The 25,198-nt window shown below is 64.6% G+C and carries 23 protein-coding genes; 15 read left to right on the top strand and 8 right to left on the bottom strand.

The window, feature by feature from the left end; all coding sequences use genetic code 11:
- Positions 1-23: 23 nt before the first annotated feature.
- Together U0023_RS11305 and paaZ are read right to left on the bottom strand one after the other, a co-directional pair.
- Complete coding sequence (locus U0023_RS11305; RefSeq protein ID WP_009493063.1) at positions 24-2,111, bottom strand: 3-hydroxyacyl-CoA dehydrogenase NAD-binding domain-containing protein; 2,088 nt, start codon at positions 2,109-2,111, stop codon at positions 24-26.
- Positions 2,108-4,135, bottom strand: a complete 2,028-nt coding sequence (gene paaZ / locus U0023_RS11310; protein ID WP_009493062.1) for a phenylacetic acid degradation bifunctional protein PaaZ — start codon at positions 4,133-4,135, stop codon at positions 2,108-2,110. The genes U0023_RS11305 and paaZ overlap by 4 nt, the downstream gene beginning before the upstream one ends.
- 197 nt (positions 4,136-4,332) lie before the next feature.
- Here paaZ and U0023_RS11315 point away from each other — a divergent pair, with 197 nt between their 5' ends.
- The 7 genes from U0023_RS11315 to U0023_RS11345 all read left to right on the top strand — a co-directional run bounded on the left by U0023_RS11315 (position 4,333) and on the right by U0023_RS11345 (position 9,897).
- Positions 4,333-5,229, top strand: coding sequence for a PaaX family transcriptional regulator (locus U0023_RS11315; RefSeq protein WP_009493061.1), 897 nt, complete (start codon positions 4,333-4,335; stop codon positions 5,227-5,229).
- A 157-nt stretch (positions 5,230-5,386) separates the two neighbouring features.
- On the top strand, positions 5,387-6,382 hold the full coding sequence (gene paaA, locus U0023_RS11320) for a 1,2-phenylacetyl-CoA epoxidase subunit PaaA (protein ID WP_009493060.1): 996 nt from the start codon (positions 5,387-5,389) through the stop codon (positions 6,380-6,382).
- Positions 6,383-6,396: 14 nt separating this feature from the next.
- Positions 6,397-6,687 carry a 1,2-phenylacetyl-CoA epoxidase subunit PaaB gene (paaB, locus tag U0023_RS11325; RefSeq protein ID WP_009493059.1) on the top strand — a complete coding sequence of 97 codons (291 nt, stop codon included), beginning with the start codon at positions 6,397-6,399 and terminating at the stop codon, positions 6,685-6,687.
- Positions 6,687-7,445 (top strand): 1,2-phenylacetyl-CoA epoxidase subunit PaaC, encoded by a 759-nt coding sequence (paaC, locus tag U0023_RS11330; protein ID WP_009493058.1) that lies wholly within the window; start codon positions 6,687-6,689, stop codon positions 7,443-7,445. The genes paaB and paaC overlap by 1 nt, the downstream gene beginning before the upstream one ends.
- A 14-nt stretch (positions 7,446-7,459) precedes the next feature.
- On the top strand, positions 7,460-7,972 hold the full coding sequence (gene paaD / locus U0023_RS11335; RefSeq protein ID WP_009493057.1) for a 1,2-phenylacetyl-CoA epoxidase subunit PaaD: 513 nt from the start codon (positions 7,460-7,462) through the stop codon (positions 7,970-7,972).
- 16 nt (positions 7,973-7,988) lie between these two features.
- Positions 7,989-9,065: a 1,2-phenylacetyl-CoA epoxidase subunit PaaE gene (paaE, locus tag U0023_RS11340; RefSeq protein ID WP_009493056.1), complete on the top strand. Its 1,077-nt coding sequence runs from the start codon at positions 7,989-7,991 to the stop codon at positions 9,063-9,065.
- Positions 9,066-9,081: 16 nt separating this feature from the next.
- Positions 9,082-9,897, top strand: coding sequence for a Phenylacetic acid catabolic protein (locus U0023_RS11345; protein ID WP_009493055.1), 816 nt, complete (start codon positions 9,082-9,084; stop codon positions 9,895-9,897).
- A gap of 139 nt (positions 9,898-10,036) precedes the next feature.
- On the opposite strand, the gene U0023_RS11350 is transcribed toward U0023_RS11345, so the two are convergent.
- The 4 genes from U0023_RS11350 to paaG are packed head-to-tail and all read right to left on the bottom strand — an operon-like array spanning position 10,037 to position 13,292.
- Entirely contained in the window at positions 10,037-10,672 is a 636-nt protein-coding gene (locus tag U0023_RS11350; RefSeq protein ID WP_009493054.1) for a TetR/AcrR family transcriptional regulator, read from the bottom strand.
- Between the two features lie 9 nt (positions 10,673-10,681).
- Positions 10,682-12,016, bottom strand: coding sequence for a phenylacetate--CoA ligase PaaK (gene paaK / locus U0023_RS11355; protein ID WP_009493053.1), 1,335 nt, complete (start codon positions 12,014-12,016; stop codon positions 10,682-10,684).
- Between the two features lie 23 nt (positions 12,017-12,039).
- Positions 12,040-12,501 (bottom strand): hydroxyphenylacetyl-CoA thioesterase PaaI, encoded by a 462-nt coding sequence (paaI, locus tag U0023_RS11360; protein WP_009493052.1) that lies wholly within the window; start codon positions 12,499-12,501, stop codon positions 12,040-12,042.
- A complete protein-coding gene (gene paaG / locus U0023_RS11365; protein WP_009493051.1) occupies positions 12,501-13,292 on the bottom strand; it encodes a 2-(1,2-epoxy-1,2-dihydrophenyl)acetyl-CoA isomerase PaaG in 792 nt (263 codons plus the stop codon). The genes paaI and paaG overlap by 1 nt, the downstream gene beginning before the upstream one ends.
- A gap of 299 nt (positions 13,293-13,591) precedes the next feature.
- Between paaG and U0023_RS11370 the strand changes: the two genes are divergently transcribed.
- From U0023_RS11370 to paoC, 8 genes are all read left to right on the top strand, one after another.
- On the top strand, positions 13,592-14,758 hold the full coding sequence (locus U0023_RS11370; protein WP_009493050.1) for an ABC transporter substrate-binding protein: 1,167 nt from the start codon (positions 13,592-13,594) through the stop codon (positions 14,756-14,758).
- Between the two features lie 186 nt (positions 14,759-14,944).
- On the top strand, positions 14,945-15,817 hold the full coding sequence (locus U0023_RS11375) for a branched-chain amino acid ABC transporter permease (RefSeq protein WP_009493049.1): 873 nt from the start codon (positions 14,945-14,947) through the stop codon (positions 15,815-15,817).
- A gap of 2 nt (positions 15,818-15,819) precedes the next feature.
- A complete protein-coding gene (locus tag U0023_RS11380; protein ID WP_009493048.1) occupies positions 15,820-16,767 on the top strand; it encodes a branched-chain amino acid ABC transporter permease in 948 nt (315 codons plus the stop codon).
- On the top strand, positions 16,764-17,546 hold the full coding sequence (locus U0023_RS11385) for an ABC transporter ATP-binding protein (RefSeq protein ID WP_009493047.1): 783 nt from the start codon (positions 16,764-16,766) through the stop codon (positions 17,544-17,546). Before U0023_RS11380 ends, U0023_RS11385 begins: the two co-directional genes overlap by 4 nt.
- A complete protein-coding gene (locus U0023_RS11390) occupies positions 17,539-18,243 on the top strand; it encodes an ABC transporter ATP-binding protein (protein WP_009493046.1) in 705 nt (234 codons plus the stop codon). Before U0023_RS11385 ends, U0023_RS11390 begins: the two co-directional genes overlap by 8 nt.
- A gap of 302 nt (positions 18,244-18,545) precedes the next feature.
- Positions 18,546-19,181, top strand: coding sequence for an aldehyde dehydrogenase iron-sulfur subunit PaoA (gene paoA / locus U0023_RS11395; RefSeq protein ID WP_009493045.1), 636 nt, complete (start codon positions 18,546-18,548; stop codon positions 19,179-19,181).
- Positions 19,178-20,128 carry an FAD binding domain-containing protein gene (locus tag U0023_RS11400; protein WP_009493044.1) on the top strand — a complete coding sequence of 317 codons (951 nt, stop codon included), beginning with the start codon at positions 19,178-19,180 and terminating at the stop codon, positions 20,126-20,128. Before paoA ends, U0023_RS11400 begins: the two co-directional genes overlap by 4 nt.
- 3 nt (positions 20,129-20,131) lie before the next feature.
- A complete protein-coding gene (paoC, locus tag U0023_RS11405; RefSeq protein WP_009493043.1) occupies positions 20,132-22,351 on the top strand; it encodes an aldehyde oxidoreductase molybdenum-binding subunit PaoC in 2,220 nt (739 codons plus the stop codon).
- Positions 22,352-22,399: 48 nt separating this feature from the next.
- On the opposite strand, the gene U0023_RS11410 is transcribed toward paoC, so the two are convergent.
- Positions 22,400-23,641, bottom strand: coding sequence for an MFS transporter (locus U0023_RS11410; protein ID WP_009493042.1), 1,242 nt, complete (start codon positions 23,639-23,641; stop codon positions 22,400-22,402).
- A gap of 88 nt (positions 23,642-23,729) precedes the next feature.
- Positions 23,730-25,184, bottom strand: coding sequence for an amidohydrolase family protein (locus tag U0023_RS11415; protein ID WP_009493041.1), 1,455 nt, complete (start codon positions 25,182-25,184; stop codon positions 23,730-23,732).
- Positions 25,185-25,198 lie beyond the last annotated feature (14 nt).

The raw sequence follows: 25,198 nt of genomic DNA on the forward strand, positions 1-25,198 counted from the left end.
GCTTGCCGCTTTGCGCGCGGCACTTATGGATAGAACTTCGCTCCCGACGCGGCGCGGTCGACGAGACCTTTAGCCGGTTCCCAGCCGGGTCCGTCCTGCGCGGCGCGCTCCTTCACCTGCGCGAGGATCGGCTGCAATCCCACGCGGTCCGCCTCGAACAGCGGACCGCCGCGCCAGGCCGGGTAGCCGTAGCCGTGCATCATCACCACATCGACATCGAGCGGCCGTTCGACGATGCGCTCGTCGAGAATCTTGCACGCCTCGTTGACGATGGCGGCGCGGATGCGCGACTGGATCTCGTCCGCCGAAATCGCGCGCCGCGTCAGTCCGCGCCGCTGCGAGGATTCCTCCACGAGCGCCGTCACGGCCGGGTCGATCTCGCGCTTGCCGTCCTCATAACGATACCAGCCCGCGCCGGTCTTGCGCCCGAAGCGGCCCGCCTCGCAGAGACGGTCGGCGATGTCCACATAGCGCTCGCGCGGATCGCGGGTCGGGGCCAGGCGCTTGCGGCGCGCCCAATTGATGTCGAGCCCGGCGAGGTCCGAGACGGCGAAGGGGCCCATGGGGAAGCCGAAGGCTTCGAGGGCGGCGTCGACCTCATGCGGCAGCGCGCCCTCTTCGAGGAGGTACTCCGCCTGCTGGCGATAGCGCGACAGGATCCGGTTGCCCACGAACCCGTCGCAGACCCGGCAGACCACCGGGATCTTGCGCAGGCGCTTGGCAAGGGCGAGGCCCGTGGCGACCACGTCGGCGGCCGTCGCGTCGGTCCGGACGATCTCGAGGAGCTTCATCACATGGGCCGGGCTGAAGAAATGCAGGCCCACCACGTCGGCCGGCCGCGATGTGGCGGCGGCTATCAGCGAGACATCCAGGTAACTGGTATTCGTTGCCAGGATCGTGCCAGGAGGCAGAATGGCGTCGAGATCGCGGAAAAGCGCGCGTTTGACCTCCAGGTCCTCGAACACCGCCTCGATCACGAGATCCCGGTCCAACAGGGAGGAGGTGCCAATTGCATACCCGATGGCTTTCAGGCGCTCGTCCTGCGCCGCCGGGGTGATCCGGCCGCTCGCGACCTGCTTGTCGTAGACGTCCGTCACCCGGGCCTGCCCGGCGCTGAGCGCCTGCTCGCTCGTCTCGACGATCCTGACGTCGAAGCCCGCATCCGCAAAGGCGATGGCGATCCCGGAGCCCATGGTCCCAGCCCCGACGATCCCGACCTTCTGAATGGGGCGGGGCTCGACCGAATCGAGACCCGGCAGGCGCATCACCTCCCGCTCGCCGAAGAAGGCATGCCGCAGGGCAGCCGATTGCGCGGAGGAGCGCAGCTCCAGAAAGGTTTCGCGCTCCCGCGCCATGCCGTCCTGAAGCGGCAGGTTTGCGGCCAGCAGAACGAGTTCCGCGGCCTTGCCCGGCGCTTCAGCGCCCCGTGCCTTCTTGCGGATTTCCGCGACTTTGGCGGATGCTGTCTCGGCGTCCAACGGGGCTACGCTCCGCTCGCCGGTGCGGCGGAGCGGCTGGCCGATGAGTTCCCGCGCCAGCGCCATCGCATCCTGGCGGAGATCGCCGGACGAAAGCCGGTCGATGAGGCCGAGACGCAGGGCTTCCGGCGCCCTGACGGGGCGTCCGCCGGTGACGAGGTCCAGGGCCGCCTCCAGCCCGACGAGCCGGGGCAGGCGCTGCGTGCCTCCGGCCCCGGGCACCAGCCCGAGCTTGACCTCCGGCAGGCCCAGGCTCGCGCCCGGCTCGGCCACGCGGGCATGGCAGGCCAGCGCGATCTCGCAGCCGCCGCCGAGGGCCGTGCCCTGGATGGCCGCGACGACGGGCTTGGAGCAGGCTTCGATGGCATTGATCACGTCGGGCAGGTGCGGCTCGCGCGGCACCTGGCCGAATTCGCGGATGTCGGCGCCCGCGACGAAGGTCTTTCCCGCGCAGGCGATCACCACGGCTTCGATCCGGGGATCGCTGTCCGCCTCCCGGATCGCGGCGAGCAATCCCGCCCGGACCGCCTGCGACGTGGCATTGACGGGAGGATTGTCGATTTCGATCAGGGCGACTGGGCTTGTGGAGTTCAACCTGACCGGATCGACGCCCTCGCGCGAGGCCACCGTCATGGGCGCACCGCGTTCATCGTGAGGAGTTCGTAGGTCGCAACCGTTTCACCCTTGTCCGTCATGATCTCCACGTCCCAGCGTACCTCGCCGTACTGTTCGTTGCGCGGCGATTTGGATTTCGCCGTCAGCCGGACCTTGATGGTCTCGCCCGGCTGCACGGGTTTGACGAAACGTAAGGAGTCGAGACCGTAATTGGCAAGCACCGGTCCGAGATCCGGGTCGACGAAGAGGCCCGCCGCGAAGGACAGGAGCAGATAGCCGTGGGCCACGCGGCCGGGGAAGAACGGATGGTTCTTCGTCGCCTCCTCGCTCATATGGGCATAGAAGGTGTCGCCGGTGAATTCAGCGAAATGCTCGATGTCTTCGAGACTGATCGTGCGTTCCTTGGACACGAAGGTCTGGCCGATGGCGAGATCCTCGAAATGATAGCGGAAGGGGTGGCGTCCCGCTTCGATCGTGGGAGTGCCCTTCATCCAGCTCTGCGTCACCCGCGAGAGCATGGCGGGCGAACCCTGCAGGGCTGTGCGCTGCATGTAATGGTGGACACCGCGCATGCCGCCGAGTTCCTCGCCTCCGCCCGCGCGTCCCGGCCCGCCATGAACCATGTGGGGCATCGGGGAGCCGTGGCCCGTCTGTTCCTTGGCGCAGTCGCGGTCGATCAGCACGAGGCGGCCGTGGAAGGCGCCGACGCCGAAGACGAGGTCGGCCGCAGCCGAGGGATCGTAGGTATAGAGCGAGGCGACGAGGCTGCCGTCGCCCTTGTTCGCCAGGGCCACGGCCTGATCGAGGCCGTCATAGCCCATGACGGTGCAGACGGGGCCGAAAGCCTCGACGCTGTGCACGTTGGTGGCCCGGATCGGGTCCGGGCAATGCAGGACGAGTGGGGGAAGGAAGGCTCCGCGTTCGCGGTCGGCGCCCTCGACCGTGAAGTTGTCGGGATCGCCGACGACGATATCCGCTTCCGCACGCAGCTTCGCCACCTGGGCGAGCACGTCCCGGCGCTGTCCGAGGCCGACGACCGGGCCCATGCGGACGCTTTCGAGCTCGGGATTGCCGACCTTGATCTTGGACAGCCGCTCGCCCAGCGCGTCGATCACTGCCGGCACAAGGGCATTGGGCGCGATGGCACGCCTGATGGCCGTGCATTTCTGTCCCGCCTTCACGGTCATTTCCTTGGCGACCTCCTTGACGAAGAGGTCGAATTCCGGCGTTCCCGGCCCGGCGTCGGGCGCCAGGATCGCGGCGTTGAGTGAGTCGCGTTCGGCGATGAAGCGCACGGATTCGCGCGCGATGACCGGGTGCCGCTGCAGCTTCTGGGCCGTGTCGGCGGAGCCGGTGAACGAGACCACGTCCTGGCAGGTGAGGTGATCGAAGAGATCGCCCGTGGAGCCGACGATGCATTGCAGCGCACCCTCGGGAAGGATGCGGGATTCCGCGATCATGCGCACGAGCGCATGCGCCACATAGGACGTGATCGTCGCGGGCTTCGTGACCACCGGCACGCCGGCCAGGATGGCGGGAGCTAGCTTCTCGAGCATGCCCCAGCACGGGAAATTGAAGGCGTTGATGTGAACGGCGACGCCATGGAGGGGCGTCATTACGTGCTGGCCGACGAAGCTGCCGCCCTTCGACAGGGCCTCGACATTTCCATCCAGAAGGAAGGTGGTGTTGGGCAGCTCGCGGCGACCCTTGGAGGCATAGACGAAGAGGGTGCCGATGCCGCCGTCCACGTCGATGAAGTTGTCGGTCCGCGTGGTGCCGGTCTGGAAGGAGAGCGTGTAGAGCTGCTCCTTGCGCTCCGACAGGTAAATGGCAAGGCGTTTCAGAAGCTCCGCCCGTTGGTGGAAGGTGAGCTTCCGCAAGGCGGGTCCGCCGACCTGCCGGGCAAAGGCCAGCACCTCGCCCATATCGAGACCGCCGCTGGCGACTTGGGCGACCACGTCGCCAGTGACGGCGCTGTGAATGTCGGCCAAGTCCTGACCGGGCGACATCCAACTTCCGCGAACGAAGCTTTCGAGTCTCATGGAGGCACCTTGGAATGCTATGACATGCGGCGGCATTGGCATCGCCGGATTTTTGCTGCATTATTAACCGACCGGCCGGTTAGTCAAGGAATTTTGAGGATGGTCCCGGGCGGACGCATGGCTCGACAGGCATGCCGAAGAATGGGTAGGTGAGAGGCAAATGTCGCCTTGACCATAGAGAACCGGAGTAGGCTTGCATGGTCGCGTTTGTGGAGACTCTGCTGGACAAGTTCCACGAACGGACACCGATCCGGGCAGGGTCGCTGATCGTGACGGTCTTCGGCGATGCGGTGGTACCAAGGGGCGGAGTGCTGTCCCTGACGTCCCTGCACGAGATCATGCGGGCCTTCCGCATCAGCGATACGCTCGTTCGGACGGCCTTGTCCCGCCTCGTGTCCGAGGGTTGGTTCGAGCGATGGAAGGTCGGCCGCAACAGCTATTACCGCCTGACGCCCCATGGTCAGGAGGCTTTCGCCCAGGCCACGCGGCGGATTTACGCCGACCAGCCCCAGGATTGGCAAGGATCCTTCGATCTCCTCCTGCTCGACAATGCCCAGGACCGGAGCGCGCTCAGGAGTGAACTCACGGCGGCAGGTTACGGCGCTCTCGGCCCGGACCTCCTGTTGGCCGCTGCGGCCTCCACTGACGGAACGGGTCCATTCCTGAGGTTGAGCGCGACCCCGGCCGATCCGGCGACGGCCCGGAGGCTCGTGGAAAGGGCATGGCCCCTGGCTGAGATCGAGAGCCGCTACAGGCGTTTCATCGAGACCTATTCGGGAATCCTCAGGGCCCTGACGAGGGGCGCCGGGTTTGCCAATCTCGACGCCCTTCTGGTCCGTATCCTCCTGATCCACGATTACCGCCGATCCGTCCTGAAGGATCCGCTTCTGCCCGCGCAGCTCCTTCCCCAGCCCTGGGCGGGAGTGGAGGCCCGCACTCTCTGCGGCACGATCTACAGGACGCTGCTTCCAGCGGCCGAGCGCTGGATCGACACCCATGCCCAGAACGACACGGGACCGCTGCCGTCGGCCGACCGGGATTTCGGGCGGCGGTTTGCGTCCGCGGAGCCGGTTGCCGCTTTGAAGATCGGTTGATGAATACGTTACAAGAAATTCTTGCATAAACTCATTTCTGTGACATATTAAAAAGGTCTGCGGAAAGCCGGAGAGGCCTGACGCCCGCGCGCAGGGATCTTGCCCGCGCCAGAGATGGGAAGAAGTCGACCCGGCCGCGAAGTCAGGGAGAAGCGCCGTGTACGCACAGATGGTGAAGACGGGCGTCGAGCATGTCCGCTCCAAGGAGGAGATGTCCCCGGAGGAGCAGGCCTTCCAGGATCGCGTCGATGCCGACATCAAGATCGAGCCGAAGGAGTGGATGCCGGAGGCCTATCGCAAGACGCTGATCCGGCAGATCTCGCAGCATGCCCATTCCGAGATCATCGGCATGCAGCCGGAGGGCAACTGGATCACCCGGGCGCCGACCCTGGAGCGCAAGGCGATCCTGCTCGCCAAGGTGCAGGACGAGGCCGGTCACGGCCTTTATCTCTATTGCGCGGCCGAGACCCTGGGCGTGAGCCGCGACGAGATGATGGAGCAGCTCAACAGTGGCAAGGCCAAGTATTCCAGCATCTTCAACTATCCGACGCTCACCTGGGCCGATATCGGGGCCATCGGCTGGCTCGTCGACGGCGCCGCGATCATGAACCAGGTGCCGTTGCAGCGCTGTTCCTATGGCCCCTATTCCCGTGCCATGATCCGCATCTGCAAGGAGGAGAGCTTCCATCAGCGCCAAGGCTACGACGCCATGACGAAGCTCGCCCGCGGGACGCCCGAGCAGAGGCAGATGGCGCAGGACGCCTTGAATCGCTGGTGGTGGCCGTCGCTCATGATGTTCGGCCCCTCCGATGCGGATTCGGTGCATAGCGCCCAGTCCATGCGCTGGAAGATCAAGATCAACTCCAACGACGAGCTGCGCCAGAAATTCGTCGACCAGACCGTGCCGCAGGCCGAGTATCTCGGCCTCACCGTTCCGGATCCCGACCTCAAATGGAACGCGGAGCGCGGCCATTACGATTTCGGCGAGATCAACTGGGACGAGTTCTACCAAGTTATTGCCGGCAACGGTCCCTGCAACCGTCAGCGCCTGCGCGCCCGTGTGAAGGCCTATGAGGAGGGACAGTGGGTGCGCGATGCGGCCGACGCTTATGCGGCCAAGAAGGCGGCACGGGCAAAGGCCAAGGCTGCGTAAGCGGGAGACAAGACATGACCGACAAGAAGGAATGGCCTCTCTGGGAGGTGTTCATCCGCAGCCAGCACGGCCTGGCGCACCGCCACGTGGGCAGCCTGCATGCGCCCGATGCCGAGATGGCGATCATGAACGCGCGGGACGTCTATACGCGCCGCAACGAGGGCGTCAGCATCTGGGTCGTGAAGGCCGCTGACATCTCGGCGAGTTCGCCCGGCGAGAAGGGTCCGCTCTTCGACCCTGCCAACAGCAAGGTCTACCGCCACCCGACCTTCTACGAAATTCCCGAAGAGCTGGGGCACATGTGATGAACGGGCAGGAGGCTCTTTTCGAGTATCTGCTGCGGCTTGGGGACAATGCCCTGATCCTGGGGCATCGCCTGTCGGAATGGTGCGGGCACTCGCCGGCCCTCGAGGAAGATCTGGCGCTCTCCAACGTCGCTCTCGACCTGATCGGGCAGACCCAGCTCTGGCTGAACCTCGCGGGCGAGGTGGAGGACAAGGGACGGGACGCCGACAAGCTCGCGTATCTTCGCGATGCGCGCGACTTCCGCAATGTCCTTCTCGTCGAGCAGCCGAACGGCGACTTTGCCGCCACGATGGCGCGGCAGTTCTATTTCGATGCCTGGCATTACCTGTTGCTGCGCGAGCTGACCGGATCCAAGGATTCCCGCATCGCCGAGATCGCCGCGAAGAGCCTCAAGGAGGTCACCTACCACCTCGAGCGGAGCCGCGACTGGGTTTTGCGCCTCGGCGACGGCACGGAGGAAAGCCATCGCCGGATGCAAAGCGCCATCGACGATCTCTGGATGTATACGGGCGAGCTGTTCGAGGGTGACGACATCGACAAGGCCATGGTCCAGGCGGGGCTGGGCCCCGATCTCGCGGCGCTGCATGAACCCTGGCACGGCCTCGTCCGCGCGACGGCCGAGGAGGCGACGCTGAGCCTCCCGCAGCTCGGCTGGGCTCAGAAGGGCGGAAAGCGCGGCGTCCATTCCGAGCATCTCGGCTACATCCTGGCCGATCTCCAATTCCTGCAGCGGGCCTATCCCAACGCGACGTGGTGAGGAGCGCGGGACCGATGATCGACAGCCTGACACGACCGGACCCGGATCAGATCAGACGCTGGCTGGACGATGTTCCCGATCCGGAGGTGCCCGCCGTCTCGGTCATGGATCTCGGGATCGTTCGCGATGTGCAGTGGGACGGCGATGTACTCGTCGTCGCGATCACCCCGACCTATTCGGGCTGCCCCGCGACGAGCGTCATCGCGTTCGAGATCGAAGCCGCCCTGCGGGCGCGGGGCATCGAACACGTGCGCGTCGAGCGGCGCCTTTCGCCGCCCTGGACGACGGATTGGATCACCTCTCAAGGACGGCGCCGGTTGGAAGCTTACGGCATTGCGCCGCCCGCCGAGAATGCCGGCGGGCCATCGCCTTTCGACCGCTTCCTGCGCAAGCCGCTGGCGATTGCCTGTCCGCGCTGCAAGTCGGTGAACACGGAGCGGGTGAGCGAATTCGGATCGACGCCGTGCAAGGCGCAGTACCGGTGCCGCGACTGCCTCGAGCCTTTCGACTACTTCAAATGCATTTGAAACGAGCGGACGGTCCATGACGAAGTTCTATCCCGTCACAATTGCCGATGTGCGACGCGAAACCCGCGATGCGATCATCCTCACGCTGGACGTGCCGGATGAGCACAAGGAGGCGTTCCGCTTCTCGCCGGGGCAGTACCTGACCCTGCGCACCACCATCGACGGCGACGAGGTGCGGCGATCCTATTCCATCTGCGCGACGCCGATGGAGGGCAGGCTCCGCGTCGGCATCAAGAAAATCGCCGGCGGCGCATTCTCCAGCTGGGCCAGCGAGAAGCTCGCACCCGGGCAGGTCATCGAGGCGATGCCGCCGATGGGCAATTTCTTCGTGCCTCTCGACCAGACCCGCAAGCGTCACTTCGTGGGCTTCGCGGCAGGCAGCGGGATCACGCCTCTGCTCAGCATCGTCAAGACGACGCTGGTTGCCGAACCGCAATCCTCCTTCACGCTGTTCTACGGCAACCGCGCTTCGAGCTCGATCATGTTCCGCGAGGAGCTGGAGGATCTGAAGAACGAGCATCTCGACCGGTTCAGCCTGATCCACATCCTCAGCCGCGAGCAGCAGGATATCGACCTCTTCAATGGGCGCCTGACCAAGGAAAAATGCGATCAGCTCCTCGACCATTGGATCGACGCATCGTCTATCGACACCGCTTTCATCTGCGGGCCGCAGGACATGATGCTGGGCGTCGCGCAGAGCCTCGAGGAGCATGGCCTCGACAAGCGCCAGATCAAGTTCGAGCTCTTCGCCACCTCGACGCCGAGCCGCCGACAGCGCCGGCCCGAGGAGACGGCCGCGGAGGATCGCAAGAACCTGTGCGAGGCCACCATCGTCATCGACGGGCGGGCCCGGAGCCTCACATTCGAGAAGGGCACCGCCTCGGTTCTCGATGCTGCCACGGCCGAGGGGCTCGAGCTCCCTTATGCCTGCAAGGGGGGCGTCTGCTCCACCTGCCGGGCCATGCTGGTCGAAGGCGAGGTCGACATGGACGCGAACTTCGCTTTGGAAGATTACGAGATCGCCCGCGGGTATATCCTGACTTGCCAGAGCTATCCCGTGAGCGACAAGATCCTGGTCGATTTCGACAAATGACGAGGGAGCGGCTCCCATGGTCGATGATGAGGATCTCGTCACCTTCATAGCCGGCGGCGGCCGGCTGAGCGCGCCGGGGAACGTCACGCCGCGTTATCGCGGCGAGCTGATGCGCCTGATGGCGATCTTCATCGATTCGGAGATGGCGGGGGCCTCCGGTTTCGCCGACTGCATCAACCTGGCACCGGGACTGAAGGAGCGGATCATCGCGACCCGCATCGTCTTCGACAAGTTCAACCATGCCCGGCAGGTTCTGGACCTGATGGAGCAGTTCGGCGCCAACACGGCCCAGTATGTGGGCGCCCATCCCTGGGGATCCCGTCTCGACCGCAGCGTCAATCTCGGCACGCGGCGCATGGAAGGCGACATGCGGCTCAACGTGTTCCACTACCCGATCAACGGCTGGGTCGACGCGGTGGTGATGAACTGCCTGATGGGACAGGCAACCGTGGTGCAGCTCGACGAGCTGACGCGCGGTTCCTACCAGCCTCTTGCCGACGCGTTGGCCGACATCCTTCCTGCCGAAAAGCGCCACGCGGAGCTCGGACAACAGGGATTGCAGGTTGCCTTGGAGAGAGGGCACGACAGGACCGACGCCCAGGCCTCGGTCAATTACTGGTATCCTCGCGTGGCCGACACCTTCGGCAGCAGCGCGTCGGACCATTTCGCCCAGCATCGGAAATACGGATTGCGTCAGAAGGGCCGGGAGGAGTTGACCGTCGAGTGGCAGAGCCTCGTCCATCCGATGCTCTCGCGCTTTGGTCTTGCTGTTCCGGAGACGATATCCGCCAGGTCGTCACCTCCCATGTCATCACCGGGCTCGTCCCGGTGATCTCGATCGGAAAGGCGCGGCGCTTTACGGAAGCGGGATGGCCGCAACAAGTGCGGCCATGACGTTGGGAGATCTCGGATCGACTCTGCATGCATCGCGTCGACCCGCGGGGCAGAACGATCCTTGAGCGGACAAGGTCCTATTCCGCTGCGCTGGCGCGCCGTGACGAGGCGGCGGGCTCTGCGTGGAGATTGCGGGTTCCATCCACGATGAGCTGCGAAACGAGTGCGGCATAATCCGCGCGGGTCACCTCGCCGGTGCTCTTGAACCAGAGATAGTGCCAGTTGATCATGCCGAAGAGAGACATGGTCACGGGCTTGAGCAGCTTTGTCCCCTTGAGCTGCGGCGCCACGCCCGCCACCGCATCGGAGAAGATCTTCACCAGCTCCCGCTCCACGGACTTGAGCTCTCCCTGCCGATCGGCAGGGAGCAGGCGCATGCCGTTGATCTGCACGTTGTGCTGGGCATCGGCATCGCGATAGGCCTCGAGCAGGGCCGCGACCAGCTCCTTCAGGCGATCTTCGGGTGAAAGGTCCGGTCGGTCGGCCGCCTCGACCACCTCGAGCAGTTCCTCGAGATGGAAACGGATCACGTCGAAGAGCAGCTCCTCCTTATCCCTGTAGTAGTGGTAAAGATTGGCCTTGGAGACCCCGCAGGCTTCCGCGATCTTGCTCATGGAGGCGCGGTCGTATCCGTGCTCCGCAAAGAGTTCGGCCGAGCGATCGAGGATCGCCCGGCGCTTGTCGTCATAATCGGTGGCACGGGTTCGGGCCATGGGACTCTTCTATTCTTTCGGCCTGCGGTCGATCACGCGCCTCGCCTTGCCGAGGGAGCGCTCGATTCCTTCAGGATCGAGAACGTTTACATGAGCCGTGATGCCGATGGTATCCTTGATCGACTGGCCCAGGCGCTCGGCGGCGGCTTTGCGGGTTTCCGGATAATCGGCATCCGGCCTGATCTCGGCCCGGATCTCCATCTGGTCCATCCGGCCTTCGCGGGTCAGGATGATCTGATAATGCCCCGACAGGGTCGGTATCGTCAGGAGCTTTTCCTCGATCTGGGTCGGGAAGACGTTGACGCCCCGGATGATCATCATGTCGTCGGTGCGACCGGTGATCTTCTCCATGCGGCGCATGGCCCGGGCGGTGCCGGGCAGGAGGCGTGTCAGGTCCCGGGTGCGGTAGCGGATGACGGGCATGGCCTCCTTGGTCAGCGAGGTGAAGACGAGTTCGCCCTCCTCACCATCAGGCAGGACTTCGCCGGTCACCGGGTTGATCACCTCCGGATAGAAATGGTCTTCCCAGATGTGCAGCCCGTCCTTGCTTTCCACGCATTCGCAGGCAACGCCGGGGCCCATGACCTCGGAGAGGCCGTAGATGTCGACCGCATGGATGTCGAAGGCCTCTTCGATTTCCGCCCGCATGGCGTTCGTCCAGGGCTCGGCACCGAAGATGCCGACCTTGAGCGAGGAGCGGCGCGGATCGAGCCCCTGCTTCCGGAACTCGTCGAGGATCGCCAGCATGTAGGACGGCGTGACCATGATGATGTCGGGCTCGAAATCCTGGATGAGCTGCACTTGGCGTTCCGTCATGCCGCCCGACATGGGGATGACCATGCAGCCTAGACGCTCGGCGCCGTAATGGGCGCCCAAGCCGCCGGTGAAGAGGCCATAGCCATAGGCAACATGCACCTTCATGCCGGGGCGGCCGCCGCTCGCTCTGATCGAGCGGGCCATCACGTCGGCCCAGGTGTCGATGTCGCGTTTGGTATAGCCGACGACGGTGGGCTTGCCGGTGGTGCCGGAGGAGCCGTGCACGCGGGCGATCTGGTTCTGCGGAACGGCGAACATGCCGAAGGGGTAATTGTCCCGCAGGTCGGCCTTGGTGGTGAAGGGGAACTTGGCGAGGTCGCTCAGATCCTTGAAATCATCCGGATGAACGCCCGCTGCGTCGAACTTCGCCCTGTAGTGCGGCACGTTCTCGTAGGCATGGCGCAAGGACCAGGCGAGGCGCTCGCGCTGCCAGGCGGCGAGCTCATCCTGCGATGCGAGTTCGAAACGATCGAGCTGGGTGGGCTGTGGCTTGAGTTCGGACAGCTTGCGATTCGGGATCTGAAGCAAGATAACCTCCCATTCGTTCGTTTTTATTGGGGTTCTGAGCCGAGCAACGTGCCGGCGATGGTGCGCGAGTGTCCGCGGAATTCAGCGACGACTTCGCCTTTGCCGTCGCGAACCGTCACGTCGTAGATGCCGGAGCGACCCGAACGATGGCGTTCGACCGCATGGGCCGTGAGCCTGTCGCCCCGCCGTCCCGGCTGCAGGAAGGTTACCGCGCAATGCTGCGCGACGGTACGCTGATCGTAGGTGTTGCAGGCGAACGCGAAGGCCGAGTCGGCCAGCGTGAAGATGAAGCCGCCGTGGCAGATGCCATGCCCGTTCGTCATGTCGGGGCGGATCGTCATGGAGAGGATGGCCTCGCCGGGCGACACGCGCTCGATCACCATGCCGAGTCCTTGGCTCGCCTGGTCCTCCGCCCACATGGCTTCGGCGCAGGCAGCGGCGATCTCGTGAGACGCGTCGCTTTGTCGGTTTGATCGTGCGTCCATCAGGCTCTCCCGGTGAATCTCGGTTGCCGCTTTTCGAAGAACGCCGTGACGCCTTCGATGTAGTCCGGCGTGCGCCCGGCCTGTCCCTGCAGGTCGCGCTCGAGATCGAGCTGCCGGTCGAGATCGTTCGTCTCGGAAGCATCGAGCGCCTGCTTGATCAATCCGAGGCCGACGGTCGGCTGAGCGGCGAAGTGAGCAGCAAGACGTTGGGCCTCGTCCATCAGGGCGGCGTCGTCGACCGCCTTCCAGATCATGCCCCAGGCTTCCGCCTGCTCGGCGGGAACCGGCTCGGCAAGAAAGGCAAGTGCCCGCGCACGCGCTGGGCCGATCAATCGCGGCAGGAACCAGGTACCGCCCGAATCCGGCACGAGGCCGAGCTTGGAAAAAGCCTGGATGAACTTGGCCGACCGGCCTGCCAGAACGATGTCGCAAGCCAGCGCGATATTGGCGCCTGCTCCCGCGGCAACGCCGTTCACGGCGCAGATGACGGGCACCTGCAGCGCGCGCAGCTTGCGCACGAGCGGATTGTAGAGGCGCTCCAGGGTGGAGGAGAGATCCGGAACCTGTCCGGAGGTGAAGACCCGGTCCGACAGATCCTGGCCGGCACAAAACCCACGTCCGGCGCCCGTGAGGACGATGGCGCGGCAGGTCTCGTCCGCCTCTGCATCGAGCAGAGCGGACATCAGGGCTGCATGCATCGCCTCGTTGAAGGAGTTCAGGCGGTCGGGCCTGTTGAGGACGAGGACCCGATAGCCCTCGCGGCGCTCCGTGACGACGAGATCGTTCTCCACCATGGCCTCCCGAATTTTCGCTGATGGCAAGCGGGTGGTCTTGCGACTTGTTTACTATTGACCAACCGTCCGGTCAATTATATTGATGAGGCAAACAGCGTCAATGTGCCAACACTCGGTCCTTTACGGAGATAAGCGAGATGGCGTGCTTTGACGACCGACGGGGTTCGCATGCAAAGCTACGCCAGCTTTGCAGGGTTCCGATCGCTTCCTTTCCGCAATGATCCGCGGGCTCCTGGCGGCCTGAACCATTGCGCAACAATAAAAACAAATAACGACAACGAAACCGGAGGAAACAGATGAAGTCGAAAACCGCTCTCACATCACTTCTGGCCGCCAGCGTCATGGCTTTCGGCTTCTCGCAGGGCGCGCTGGCCCAGAACACCGTCAAGATCGGATCGGTGCTCTCGGTCACCGGGCCCTCGTCCTTCCTCGGCGAGCCGGAAGACAAGACGCTGAAGCTCTATGTCGACAAGATCAATGCTGCGGGCGGCGTTGCCGGCAAGAAGATCGAGCTCGTGATCTACGACGACGGTGGCGATGCCAACAAGGCGCGCACTTTCGCAACGCGCCTGATCGAGGATGACGAGGTGATCGCCATGGTGGGCGGAACGACCACCGGCAGCACCATGGCGATGATCCCAGTCTTCGAGGAGGCGCAGGTTCCGTTCATCTCGCTTGCCGGCGCCATCGAGGTGATCGACCCGGTGCGCAAGTTCGTCTTCAAGACGCCGCACACCGACAAGATGGCGTGCGAGAAGATCTTCGAGGATCTGAAGAAGCGCAACCTCACCAAGATCGGCCTGATCTCGGGTACGGACGGGTTTGGGGCTTCCATGCGCGCGCAATGCGTCAAGGTCGCGCCGAATTACGGGATGGAAATCATCGTCGACGAGAATTACGGCCCGCGCGACAGCGACATGACCGCTCAGCTCACGAAGATCAAGAACACGGCCGGCGTGCAGGCGGTCGTCAATCCGGGCTTTGGCCAGGGTCCGGCCATCGTGACCCGCAACTACGCCCAGCTTGGCATGACCAACATCCCGTTCTACCAGAGCCATGGCGTGGCCTCGAAGAGCTTCATCGACCTGGCCGGAGCGGCCGCCGAAGGTGTGCGCCTGCCGGCTGCGGCGCTTCTCGTCGGCGACAAGCTGCCGGAGAGCGATCCGCAGAAGAAGGTCGTGACGGAATACAAGCAGGCCTACGAAGGCGCGACCAAGCAGCCGGTCTCGACCTTTGGCGGTCACGCCTATGACGGCCTGTTCATCCTGGTCGAGGCCATGAAGCGCGCGAACTCGACCGATCCGAAGAAGATCCGCGACGAGATCGAGAAGACCAAGGGATTCGTCGGCACCGGCGGCATCGTGAACATGTCCCCCACCGACCATCTCGGTCTCGACCTCTCGGCCTTCCGCATGTTGGAGATCAAAGGCGGCGACTGGAACCTGATCGCCTCGGGAAGCTGATTCCTCACCGCAAACGATCGGACGGGAGGCTGGTAGTCAGCCTCCCGTCTCGCACCTGGCGCATCGTGCGGAAAAGTGGACCCGGCTGTCCGCACCGAACGATGCGCCTTCGAAGGCGGAGCATCGGACCCAAAAGTGCAGATCCCCTTTTGGGTCCGATGCTCTAGAAGGTCGCAGGACAGCATCATGGCCGAGTTCCTTCAGTTCCTTATTTCCGGTCTGACGGTGGGAGCCGTCTATGCGCTGGTCGCACTCGGCTTCACCTTGATCTACAACGCGTCGGGCGTGGTGAATTTCGCTCAGGGCGAATTCGTCATGCTCGGCGGCATGGTGACGGTGTTCGTGTCGGCGGCCGGCGTGCCCCTTCCGCTGGCGGCCGTCATTGCCATCGGCATAGCCGTCGCCATCGGGCTGCTGCTGCACCGGTTCGCCATCGAGCCCGCTCGCGGCGCATCCGCCGTGACCCTCATCATCATCACCATCGGCGCGTCGATCCTGCTGCGCGGTCTCGCGGCCATCGTCTTCGACAAGCAGTTCCATAAGCTGCCCGCCTTCACGGGTGATGCGCCGGTCGATGTGCTGGGCGCGGCCGTCCAGCCGCAGAGCTTCTGGGTGCTTGGCGGAACGGCGGTCGTCGTCCTCGCGCTCTATGTCTTCCTCGAACATACGATCACGGGCAAGGCCGTGCTGGCGACGGCCGCGAACCGCCTTGCGGCACGTCTCGTGGGGATCAACACGACCACGATCATGGCGCTGGCCTTCGGCGGATCCGCCGCCATCGGGGCCATCGCCGGCATCCTGGTGACGCCGATCACGCTGACGAGCTACGATGTCGGCACGCTGCTGGCCCTGAAGGGCTTCGCCGCCGCCATGCTGGGCGGCATGGGCAATCCTGTGGGCGCCGTCGTGGGCGGTCTGCTGCTTGGTCTTCTGGAAGCGTTCGGCGCAGGCTACATCAGCTCGACCTACAAGGATGCCTTCGCGTTCGTCGTCATTCTCATCGTCCTGTTCGCGGCTCCCCAGGGCCTGTTCGGGCGTCGGGTCGTGGAGAGGGTGTAGACATGCGGGCACTCCTGAACCAGCGCTTCATTACGCTCGTCGTGCTGGCGGCGGTGATCGCCGCGCTGCCGCTCGTCTTTCCGTCTGGCTATTACTTCCGGGTGGCTTCGCTCGTCTGGGTCTCGGCGCTGGCCGCCATCGGCCTCAACATCCTGATGGGACAGGCTGGGCAGGTCAGCCTGGGACATGCGGCCTTCTTCGGCATCGGCGCCTATGCGGTGGCGATTGGGCCGACACATCTCGGCATTCCCCCCTGGGCCGCCCTGCTCGTCGGCGCGGTTCTCTCAGGCATTCTAGCTTACTTGGTCGGACGCCCGATCCTGCGCCTGAAAGGACATTACCTCGCCATCGCCACGCTTGGCCTAGGCGTGCTCGTGGCTCTCGTCATCACGACGGAAAGCCGCTGGACCGGCGGACCGGACGGCATGCCGGTCGAGCGGCTCACGCTGTTCGGCTGGCGGGTGAGCGGCTCCTATACATGGTACTGGGTCACCGGAGGGCTCCTGCTCATTGGGACCTGGATCGCGCTCAACCTCGACGAGACGCCGACCGGGCGGGCTTTCCGCGCGCTCCATGACAGCGAGGTGGCCGCGCAGGTTGTCGGCGTCGACGTGGCCCGCTTCAAGCTGCAGGCCTTCGTGATCGCCGCCATCTACGCCTCTCTCGCAGGCTCCGCCCTTGCCTTCATGAACGGCTTCATCAATCCGGATCAGGCGGGCTTCCTGCATTCGGTCGAGCTCGTCACCATCGTCGTGCTGGGCGGGCTCGGATCCGTGGTCGGAAGCATCGTCGGCGCCGCGGTGCTCATCACGCTCCCGCAAGCCCTGACGATCTTCCAGGAATACGAGCATCTCCTGCTGGGTCTCATCATCATCGTGGCGATGATCTTCATGCGCAACGGCATCGTGCCGAGCCTGTCAGGCCTGATGGTCCGGAGGACCCGCTCATGACGATCCTGAAAGCGACGGATATCGGCATCTCCTTCGGCGGCGTGAAGGCGGTCGACGGCGTGAGCTTTTCGGCCAGCCCCGGCCAGATCCTGTCGATCATCGGACCCAACGGGGCCGGCAAGACGACGCTCTTCAACATCGTGTCCGGCGTCTATGCGGCGAGCCGCGGATCGATCCATCTCGCCGACGAGGACGTGACTGGACTTCCCCCTCACAAGCTCGCCGCGCGCGGGCTCTCCCGGACTTTCCAGAACCTTCAGATCTTCCAGCGCATGACAGCCTGCGAGAACGTGATGGTGGGACGCCATCTGCGGGAAAAGTGCAGCCTGTTGCCGGCCCTGTTCAGAACGCCTTCCGTCACGCGCCAGAACCGGGAGACCCGGGCGGCGGCTCTCGAACTCCTTGCCGAGGTGGGCTTGAGGGACGCAGCCGATGTTCCCGCAGGCTCCTTGCCATACGGAGCGTGCAAGCGGCTCGAGATTGCGCGTGCGCTCGCGGCCGAGCCGCGCGTGCTTCTTCTCGACGAGCCCGCCGCCGGCTGTAATGCGGTGGAGACGGAGGAGATCGACCACCTGATCAAGCAGGTCGCTGACCGAGGCGTCGCCGTCGTCCTTGTCGAGCACGACATGAAGCTCGTGATGAAGATCTCCGACAGGATCCTCGTGCTCGAGCGCGGACGGCCACTTGCCGAAGGAACACCGCGGGAGGTGCGCGATGATCCGAGAGTCCTTGAGGCTTATCTGGGACAGCACGGCGCACGGGAGGCTGCCCGTGCTTGAAGTCAGGAACTTGCGCAGTGCCTATGGCCGGATCGAGGTGCTCAAGGGCATCGACCTGGATGTTCAAACCGGCGAGATCGTCGCCCTGGTGGGCTCGAATGGGGCGGGCAAGACGACGCTGCTTCGCGCGCTCTCCGGCGTTCAGCCGATCACCGGCGGCGAGATCCGCTTCAACGGCCAACGCATCGACCGGCTGCCGCCCCATAAGCGGGTGGAAATGGGCATGACGCAGTCGCCGGAAGGGCGGCAGGTCTTCGGATCACTGACCGTCGAGGACAACCTGCAGCTCGGAGCCTACAGGCGCCGTGACAAGGGGATCGATCAGGATCGCGACCGCATCTTCAGCATGTTCCCGGTCCTAGCCGAGAAACGGCATCTTCTGGCGGGAGGATTGTCGGGCGGGCAGCAGCAGATGCTCGCCATCGGCCGCGCACTCATGGGACGCCCGAAGCTTCTTCTGCTGGACGAGCCGTCGCTGGGCCTTTCGCCGCTCCTCGTCGACCAGATCCTGGATGCCATCGTGTCTCTCAAGAAGGACGGTATTACGGTTCTCCTCGTCGAGCAGAACGCCAGCGCGGCCCTGGCGATTGCGGATCGTGGCTATGTGCTGGAAACTGGAAAAGTCGCGCATAGCGGCTCCGGCTCCGTGCTGCTCGCCGATCCTCAGATCAAGGCGGCCTATCTCGGCATCGCGTAAGGGCGCCGTTACACGAGACTGGCTTCGGTTCCTATGATCTGCGCGAGGCACCCAGCGGCCGAATGGAAGCTGGCCTGATAAGGCTCAGCTCGATTAGAACAATGTTCGGTCTGGACAATTTCTTCACCCGCCACACTTGTCTGGGTCTTGTTGCATGTTCCGTGCTGGAATGTTGAAAGCCGCGACGCCGCTCGCCGGAACTGTTCAGGCCGTGGAGGCGTTCGGCGAGATGCGCGGGGCATCGTGGGTGTGGGCGAGTCATTCCCGATATCACAAAATCCTCGACAGACTGGAGACCGAAAATGGTGGGTTCGGACGACCTGAATCTGAACCGGCGTGATCTGATGGTCGGCGCTGGCGCGTACGCGGCCATGCCGGCCGTTCCGACGGCCGCGGCGGCGCAACCAGAATCCGCCGAGACGCCCGTCGAGTTCGAGGTTTCCCTCAAGGTGAACGGGAAATCCCACACGCTGAGCGTCGATACTCGGACGACGCTTCTCGACCTTCTTCGCGAGAACCTGCATCTGACCGGCACCAAGAAGGGCTGCGACCACGGTCAGTGCGGCGCCTGCACGGTGATCGTGGACGGGCGTCGCATCAATTCCTGCCTGACGCTCGCCATCATGCACGAGGGCGCCGCGGTCACCACGATCGAGGGGCTGGGCCAGCCCGACAATCTCCATCCGATGCAGGCCGCTTTCATCAAGCATGACGGCTATCAATGCGGCTACTGCACGCCGGGCCAGATCTGCTCGAGCGTCGCCATGCTTGAGGAAGTCAAGGCCGGCATCCCGAGCCATGTCACGGCGGACCTCCTCGCGCCCGTTCATTTGACCGAGACCGAGCTGCGCGAGCGCATGAGCGGCAACATCTGTCGCTGCGGCGCTTATTCCAACATCGTTGAAGCCATTACCGAAGTCGCGGAGAGGCAAGGATGAAGGCCTTCACCTACGAGCGCGTCGGCTCACCGGCGCAGGCCGCTGCTGCGGTTGCGCGCCATCCAGGCGCCAAGTTCATCGCGGGCGGGACGAATCTGCTCGATCTGATGAAGCTCCAGATCGAGACGCCCGCCCATCTCGTCGACATCAACAGCCTCGAACTCGATCGGATCGAGCCGACACCCGAAGGCGGCCTGCGCATCGGGGCACTTGTGCGCAACACGGATCTCGCAGCCGACGAGCGGATTCGACGTGATTACGGGGTCCTGTCGCGGGCGCTCCTCGCCGGCGCCTCCGGGCAGCTGCGCAACCGGGCGACAACCGCGGGCAACCTGCTGCAGCGCACCCGCTGCCCCTATTTCTACGACACGGCCCAGCCCTGCAACAAGCGGGATCCGGGCTCAGGCTGCTCGGCCCTGGATGGGGTCAGCCGGCAGCTCGGGATCGTCGGCGTGAGCGAAGCCTGCATCGCCACCAATCCATCCGACATGGCGGTCGCCATGCGGGCCCTCGATGTGACGGTCGAGACGGTCGATGCCGGCGGCACGACGCGGACGATCCCGATCGCGGAGTTCCATCGTCTTCCCGGCGATACGCCCCATATCGAGACCTCGCTCCAGACCGGCGAGCTGATTACGGCCGTCACCTTGCCGCCGCCGGTCGGCGGCCAGCAGATCTACCGCAAGGTCCGAGACCGGGCCTCCTATGCCTTCGCGCTGGTTTCAGTCGCCGCCATCGTGCAGCGGGATGGGACAGGGCGAGTGGCCCTTGGCGGCGTGGCGCACAAACCCTGGCGAAACGAAGCCGCAGACGCGGAACTGTCTCGCGGCGCAAAAGCCGCAGCGGCGGCCCTCCTCGCCGATGCAAGGCCAACCCGCGACAACGCCTTCAAGCTTCCGCTCGTCGAGCGCACCATTGCATCCGTTCTCACCGAAGCAAGGGCCTGAGCCATGAAGTTCGACACTCCTGCCGGTCAAAATCCCATCGATCAACTCAAGGTCGTTGGTCGTCCGACCGACCGGATCGACGGCAAGTACAAGACCACCGGGACGGCTCCCTACGCCTATGAGCGTCATGATGCGGTGCCAAACCAGGCCTACGGCTTCGTGCTGGGCTCCGGGATCGCCAAGGGGCGTATCATCGCAATGCATCTGAGCGAGGCTCGGAGAGCCCCCGGCGTTCTGGCGATCGTCACGACGCTCGACATGCCTCGATTGGGACGGGGCCGTATGAACGCCGCCTACCTGTTCGGCGGGCCGGACATCCAGCACTACCATCAGGCAATAGCCGTCGTGGTCGCGGAGACCTTCGAGCAGGCCCGCGCAGCGGCGTACCTGATCCAGGTGGATTATCAGCAGGAGCCCGGCAAGTTCGACCTCGAGGCCGAAGCTCCCCACGCGGAGCCGGTCGCCAGTGACAGCGGCGAAGGCAGCGGGGCGCCGCACGAGGCTCGCGTCGGAAACTTCGAGGAGGCTTTCGCGGCAGCGCCGGTCAAGCTCGACGAGCGCTACGAGACCTCCGACGAAAGCCATGCCATGATGGAGCCGCATGCCACGATTGCGGCTTGGAACGCCGACAAGCTCACCCTCTGGACCTCGAACCAGATGATTGCCTGGGGCAAGGGCAGCATCGCCAAGATCCTTGGCATCCCGGCCGAAAACGTGCGCCTGGATTCGCCCTATGTCGGCGGCGGCTTCGGAGGAAAGCTCTTCATCCGTTCCGATGCGGTGCTGGCGGCTCTTGGAGCCAAAGCCGCGGGGAGGCCCGTCAAACTGGCGTTGACGCGTCCCTTGATCGCCAACAACACCACCCATCGGCCGGCTACGATCCAGCGCATCCGGATCGGCGCGAACCCTGACGGCACGATCACGGCGATCGCGCACGAGAGTACGTCGGGAAACCTCGCTGACGGCAAGCCCGAGACGGCCGTCGATCAGACGCGGTTGCTCTATGCTGGGGCCAACCGACTGACGGCCTTGCGCCTTGCGCATCTCGACCTTCCAGAAGGGAACGCCATGCGGGCGCCTGGAGAGGCGCCTGGCCTTCTGGCGCTTGAGATCGCCATGGACGAGATGGCCGAGAAGCTCGGTCTCGATCCTGTCCAGTTCCGCATCATCAATGATACCCAGGTCGATCCCGAGAAGCCGGAGCGCCGCTTCTCGCATCGAGATCTGGTTGGGTGCCTGCGGCAGGGTGCCGAACGCTTCGGTTGGGATAAGCGTCCGCAAGAGCCGGGCCAGCTGCGTGACGGGCGCTGGCTCGTGGGATACGGCATGGCGGTCGGGTTCCGCAATAACCTGTTGACCAAGTCGGCGGCCCGCGTACGCCTCGATGGAACAGGCATGGTGACGGTCGAAACCGACATGACCGATATCGGGACAGGCTCCTATACCATCCTCGCCCAGACGGCGGCCGAGATGATGGGCGTCTCCCTCGAAAAAGTGACCGTCCGGCTTGGCGATTCCGCCTTTCCAGCCTCGGCCGGGTCCGGCGGGCAATGGGGCGCCAACAATTCAACGGCCGGCGTCTATGCCGCCTGCGTGAAGCTGCGCGAGGCCGTGGCCGCAAAGCTCGGCTTCAACTCAGCCGAAGCGGTGTTCCAGGATGGTGAGGTTCGCTCCGGCAACCGGAGCGTCGCCCTCGCTGACGCCGCGAGGGGAGGCGAACTCGTCGCCGAGGATCTGATCGAATATGGAGACTTGGCCAAGAAGCAGCAGCAATCGACCTTCGCCGGTCATTTCGTCGAAGTCGGCGTCGATGCCGCGACGGCCGAAATTCGGGTTCGGCGCATGCTGGCGGTGTGTGCGGCGGGCCGCATCCTGAACCCGAAATCGGCCCGGAGCCAGGTCATCGGGGCGATGACCATGGGAGTCGGCGCAGCCCTGATGGAGAAGCTCGCGGTCGATACGAAACGCGGCTTCTTCGTCAATCACGATCTCGCCGGCTACGAAGTGCCCGTTCATGCGGATATCCCGCATCAGGACGTCATCTTCCTCGACGAGGTCGACCCGATGTCGTCACCGATGAAGGCCAAGGGGGTGGCGGAACTCGGCATCTGCGGCGTCGGAGCAGCGGTCGCGAATGCGGTCTATAACGCCACCGGCATTCGCGTGCGCGACTATCCGCTCACGCTGGACAAACTGATCGACAAGTTGCCGGAGGTGGTCTGACAGGCTCCTGCCGGTCTTCATCCGCCACCACCTTGAAGGACTATGTCGTCAGCGCTGTTTGAGATGAGGTAGAACGTAAGCGGGTGCCGCCGCCCGGAGGCCTGACCAGATGCAGCCTGCCGTTATCACCACCACCATGACGGCAGGTCCGCGGAAGGGATCGTCGCTGCTGCGCAGCACGCCGACGGCAAAGGGGCACAGGGACGCGCCGAGATAGCCGATACTCTGCGACATGCCCGACAGCATCGCCGTAACCTCCGCAGTCGGCGAGCGCAGCGAGACGAAAAGCAGCGCCAGTCCAAACAGTCCTCCTTGCCCGAGGCCGAGGACGAGCGCCCACGGGATGCGAGTGGTGAGCGGCGCATAGAGCAGGCCGAGAAATCCCGCGCAGGTGGCCACGAGAACCAGCAGGATCAGAAGTCGTGGCGATACACGTCGCGTCGCAAGCGACGGCACCAGCAGCGCTGTCGCGGTCTGCGACAGGATCGAAACGGAAGTGACGACGCCTGCGTCAAGGACATCGAGCCCCCGATCCCGCAGCAGCGTCGGCAGCCAGCCGAGCACGATGAAGGCCAGCCCAGCCTGAAGGCCCATGAAAGCCGTGACCGACCACGCCAGGCGATCGCGCATCAGAAGCGAGAAACGTGGCAGGCGAGCGGTGCTGAAGGAAACCGGCTCGACGGAAGCGAGGGCGGTCCACATGACGCCACCGGCAAAGGCGAGAATGCTCCAGCTCGCCAAAGCCAGGGGCCAAGAGTGCCAGGCCTCTTCGAGAACAGGCGTCAGCCCCGCGGCGCTGGCTCCCCCGACGCTCAGGACCATCGTATAGAATCCGGTCATCGGGCCGAGCTGTGCGGGAAAGCGACGGCGGATCACGACCGGCAGGAGCACGCCCGCCATGCCGATGGCTGCTCCTGCGATGAGGGTGCCGCCGAATAGCGCGAAACTCACCGGAAGCGCGCGCAAGGCAAGTCCCGCCGCAAGCCCCAGGAGAAGAGCCGCGATGGCCCGTTCGAGGCCGAGCGTCGCGGACAGGAAGGGAGCAAGCGGCCCAAACGCACCGAAGCAGAGCACAGGCATCGTGGTCAGAACGCCGATCCATGCCCGGCTGAGATCCAAGCCCGCCTGGATCTCCGTCATCATGGTTGCGGTCGAGGTGAGGGCGGGTCGAAGGTTGAGCGCGGCGACCACGACGCAGGCAACGACGAAGGCAACGGGGAGCGATTCACTCCGCGTGCCGCCGCGCAGCGCTTGCGCCTCCTTCGTCTCCCGGTCGCGTACTAATGGCATGATCTATCCTTCCAGACGCGTGGACGCGTCTGGTGCGGTTTGTCGTGATGCTCGGATGCAGCGGGTTCGACCCCGCCGTCGTGATCCGTCAATGCTCGATCTGATCGGTGGCTCTCACGTGGTGCCAGAACATCTTCGGCGTCTCGAGCATGGACTGGAAGCCGGTCCGCTCGAGCATCGCGTCGGTCTCGCGCTGCGCGTCATCGAGCACTTCGTCCTCGTCGACGAATAGGGCTTTACGGTCTTGCAGGGCAATGCGTCCATCGACGATCACCGTGTCTACGTCGTTGCCGTTGGCGAAGTAGATGAGACGGAAGACCGGCATGTTGAGGGGGTAGAGGTGCGGACGGCGCAGGTCGAGCAGCACCACGTCGGCCTTCTTGCCGACTTCGAGGGATCCGATGTCCTTGTCCATCCCGAGCGCCCTGGCGCCGTCGATGGTGCACATCTCCAGAACGCGGCCCGGCGGCAACCAGGTGGGATCCTTGAAATAGGTCCGGTGGTAGTGCATGCATTGCTGCATGTGCCGGAACATGTCGCCGGATCGATCCGGCGCCGTGGCGTCCGAGCCGAGGCAGACATTGGCTCCCGCTTCCAGCAATTCAGGCACCGGGCACCGTCCCAGAATCGACGCGATGGCGCTCGGGTTGTGGGCGATGCTCGTTCCCGTGTCGGCGACGATCCGGATTTCATCCTCGGTGAGGTTGGTGGAGTGCGAGAGCAGTGCGTTCGGCCCCAGGATCCCGAGTTCCTTGGCATAGGCGACGCTGCCCTTCGTGTGTCCATCCTGCGTGAAGACGAGACCGGCCTCCTTGGCGAGATCTGCCGTTAGCCGGGCCTGGCGCTTGGCTTCCTCCAGATTCTCCGCACCGAGTTCCGCAAGATGCTCTGCCCGCAGGGTCGGTGTGATGAGCGCGATGTTGAGGCGCCCGCCGTGCTTGCCGTGCCAGGTGTCGATAAGTGTCTTGCAGGTTTCGAACTGCTCCTCGAAGCTCACGGGGCGCTCGACGGCTTTCCCGTCCACGATGCGCGCATAGGTGCGCGGATGGGGAGGGCGGGTCGGTCCGACGGCGACGACGGACCGGGTGCCAACCTCTCGCACACCTTCGCAATGAGCGTCGCCGTAAATGGGCTCGTCGGTGCGAAGGATCGTGTCTCCGCCGCCCAGCAGCGAAACGCCTGTGGTCACGCCGAAGCGCAAACGCTCGAGTGCCGCGAGACGGGCCTCGGCACGCCAGAATTCGGGCGTCGAGGCCACCGTGTAGGCTTTGTGGCAGGCCTCGTACCACGCATCGCTGTCGCCGCCGCCCATGGTCTTGATCAAGCCGTGGCCCGCGTGGGCATGCCCGTCGATCAGACCAGGCATGACGATCTTTCGACTCGCGTCGATCATCGTGGGCGCCTGATGGCTCGCCAAGACCTCCTCGGTCGGCCCGACAGCGACGATCCGGTCCTTGTCGATGGCGACTGCGCCGTTCTCGATGATCCGCCGGTGCGGGTCCATCGTGACGACGATGCCGTTGGTGATGATGATGTCGGCCATGGGATGAACTCCGG

The organism is Microvirga lotononidis (assembly GCF_034627025.1).
In the GTDB taxonomy this organism is placed as follows: domain Bacteria; phylum Pseudomonadota; class Alphaproteobacteria; order Rhizobiales; family Beijerinckiaceae; genus Microvirga; species Microvirga lotononidis.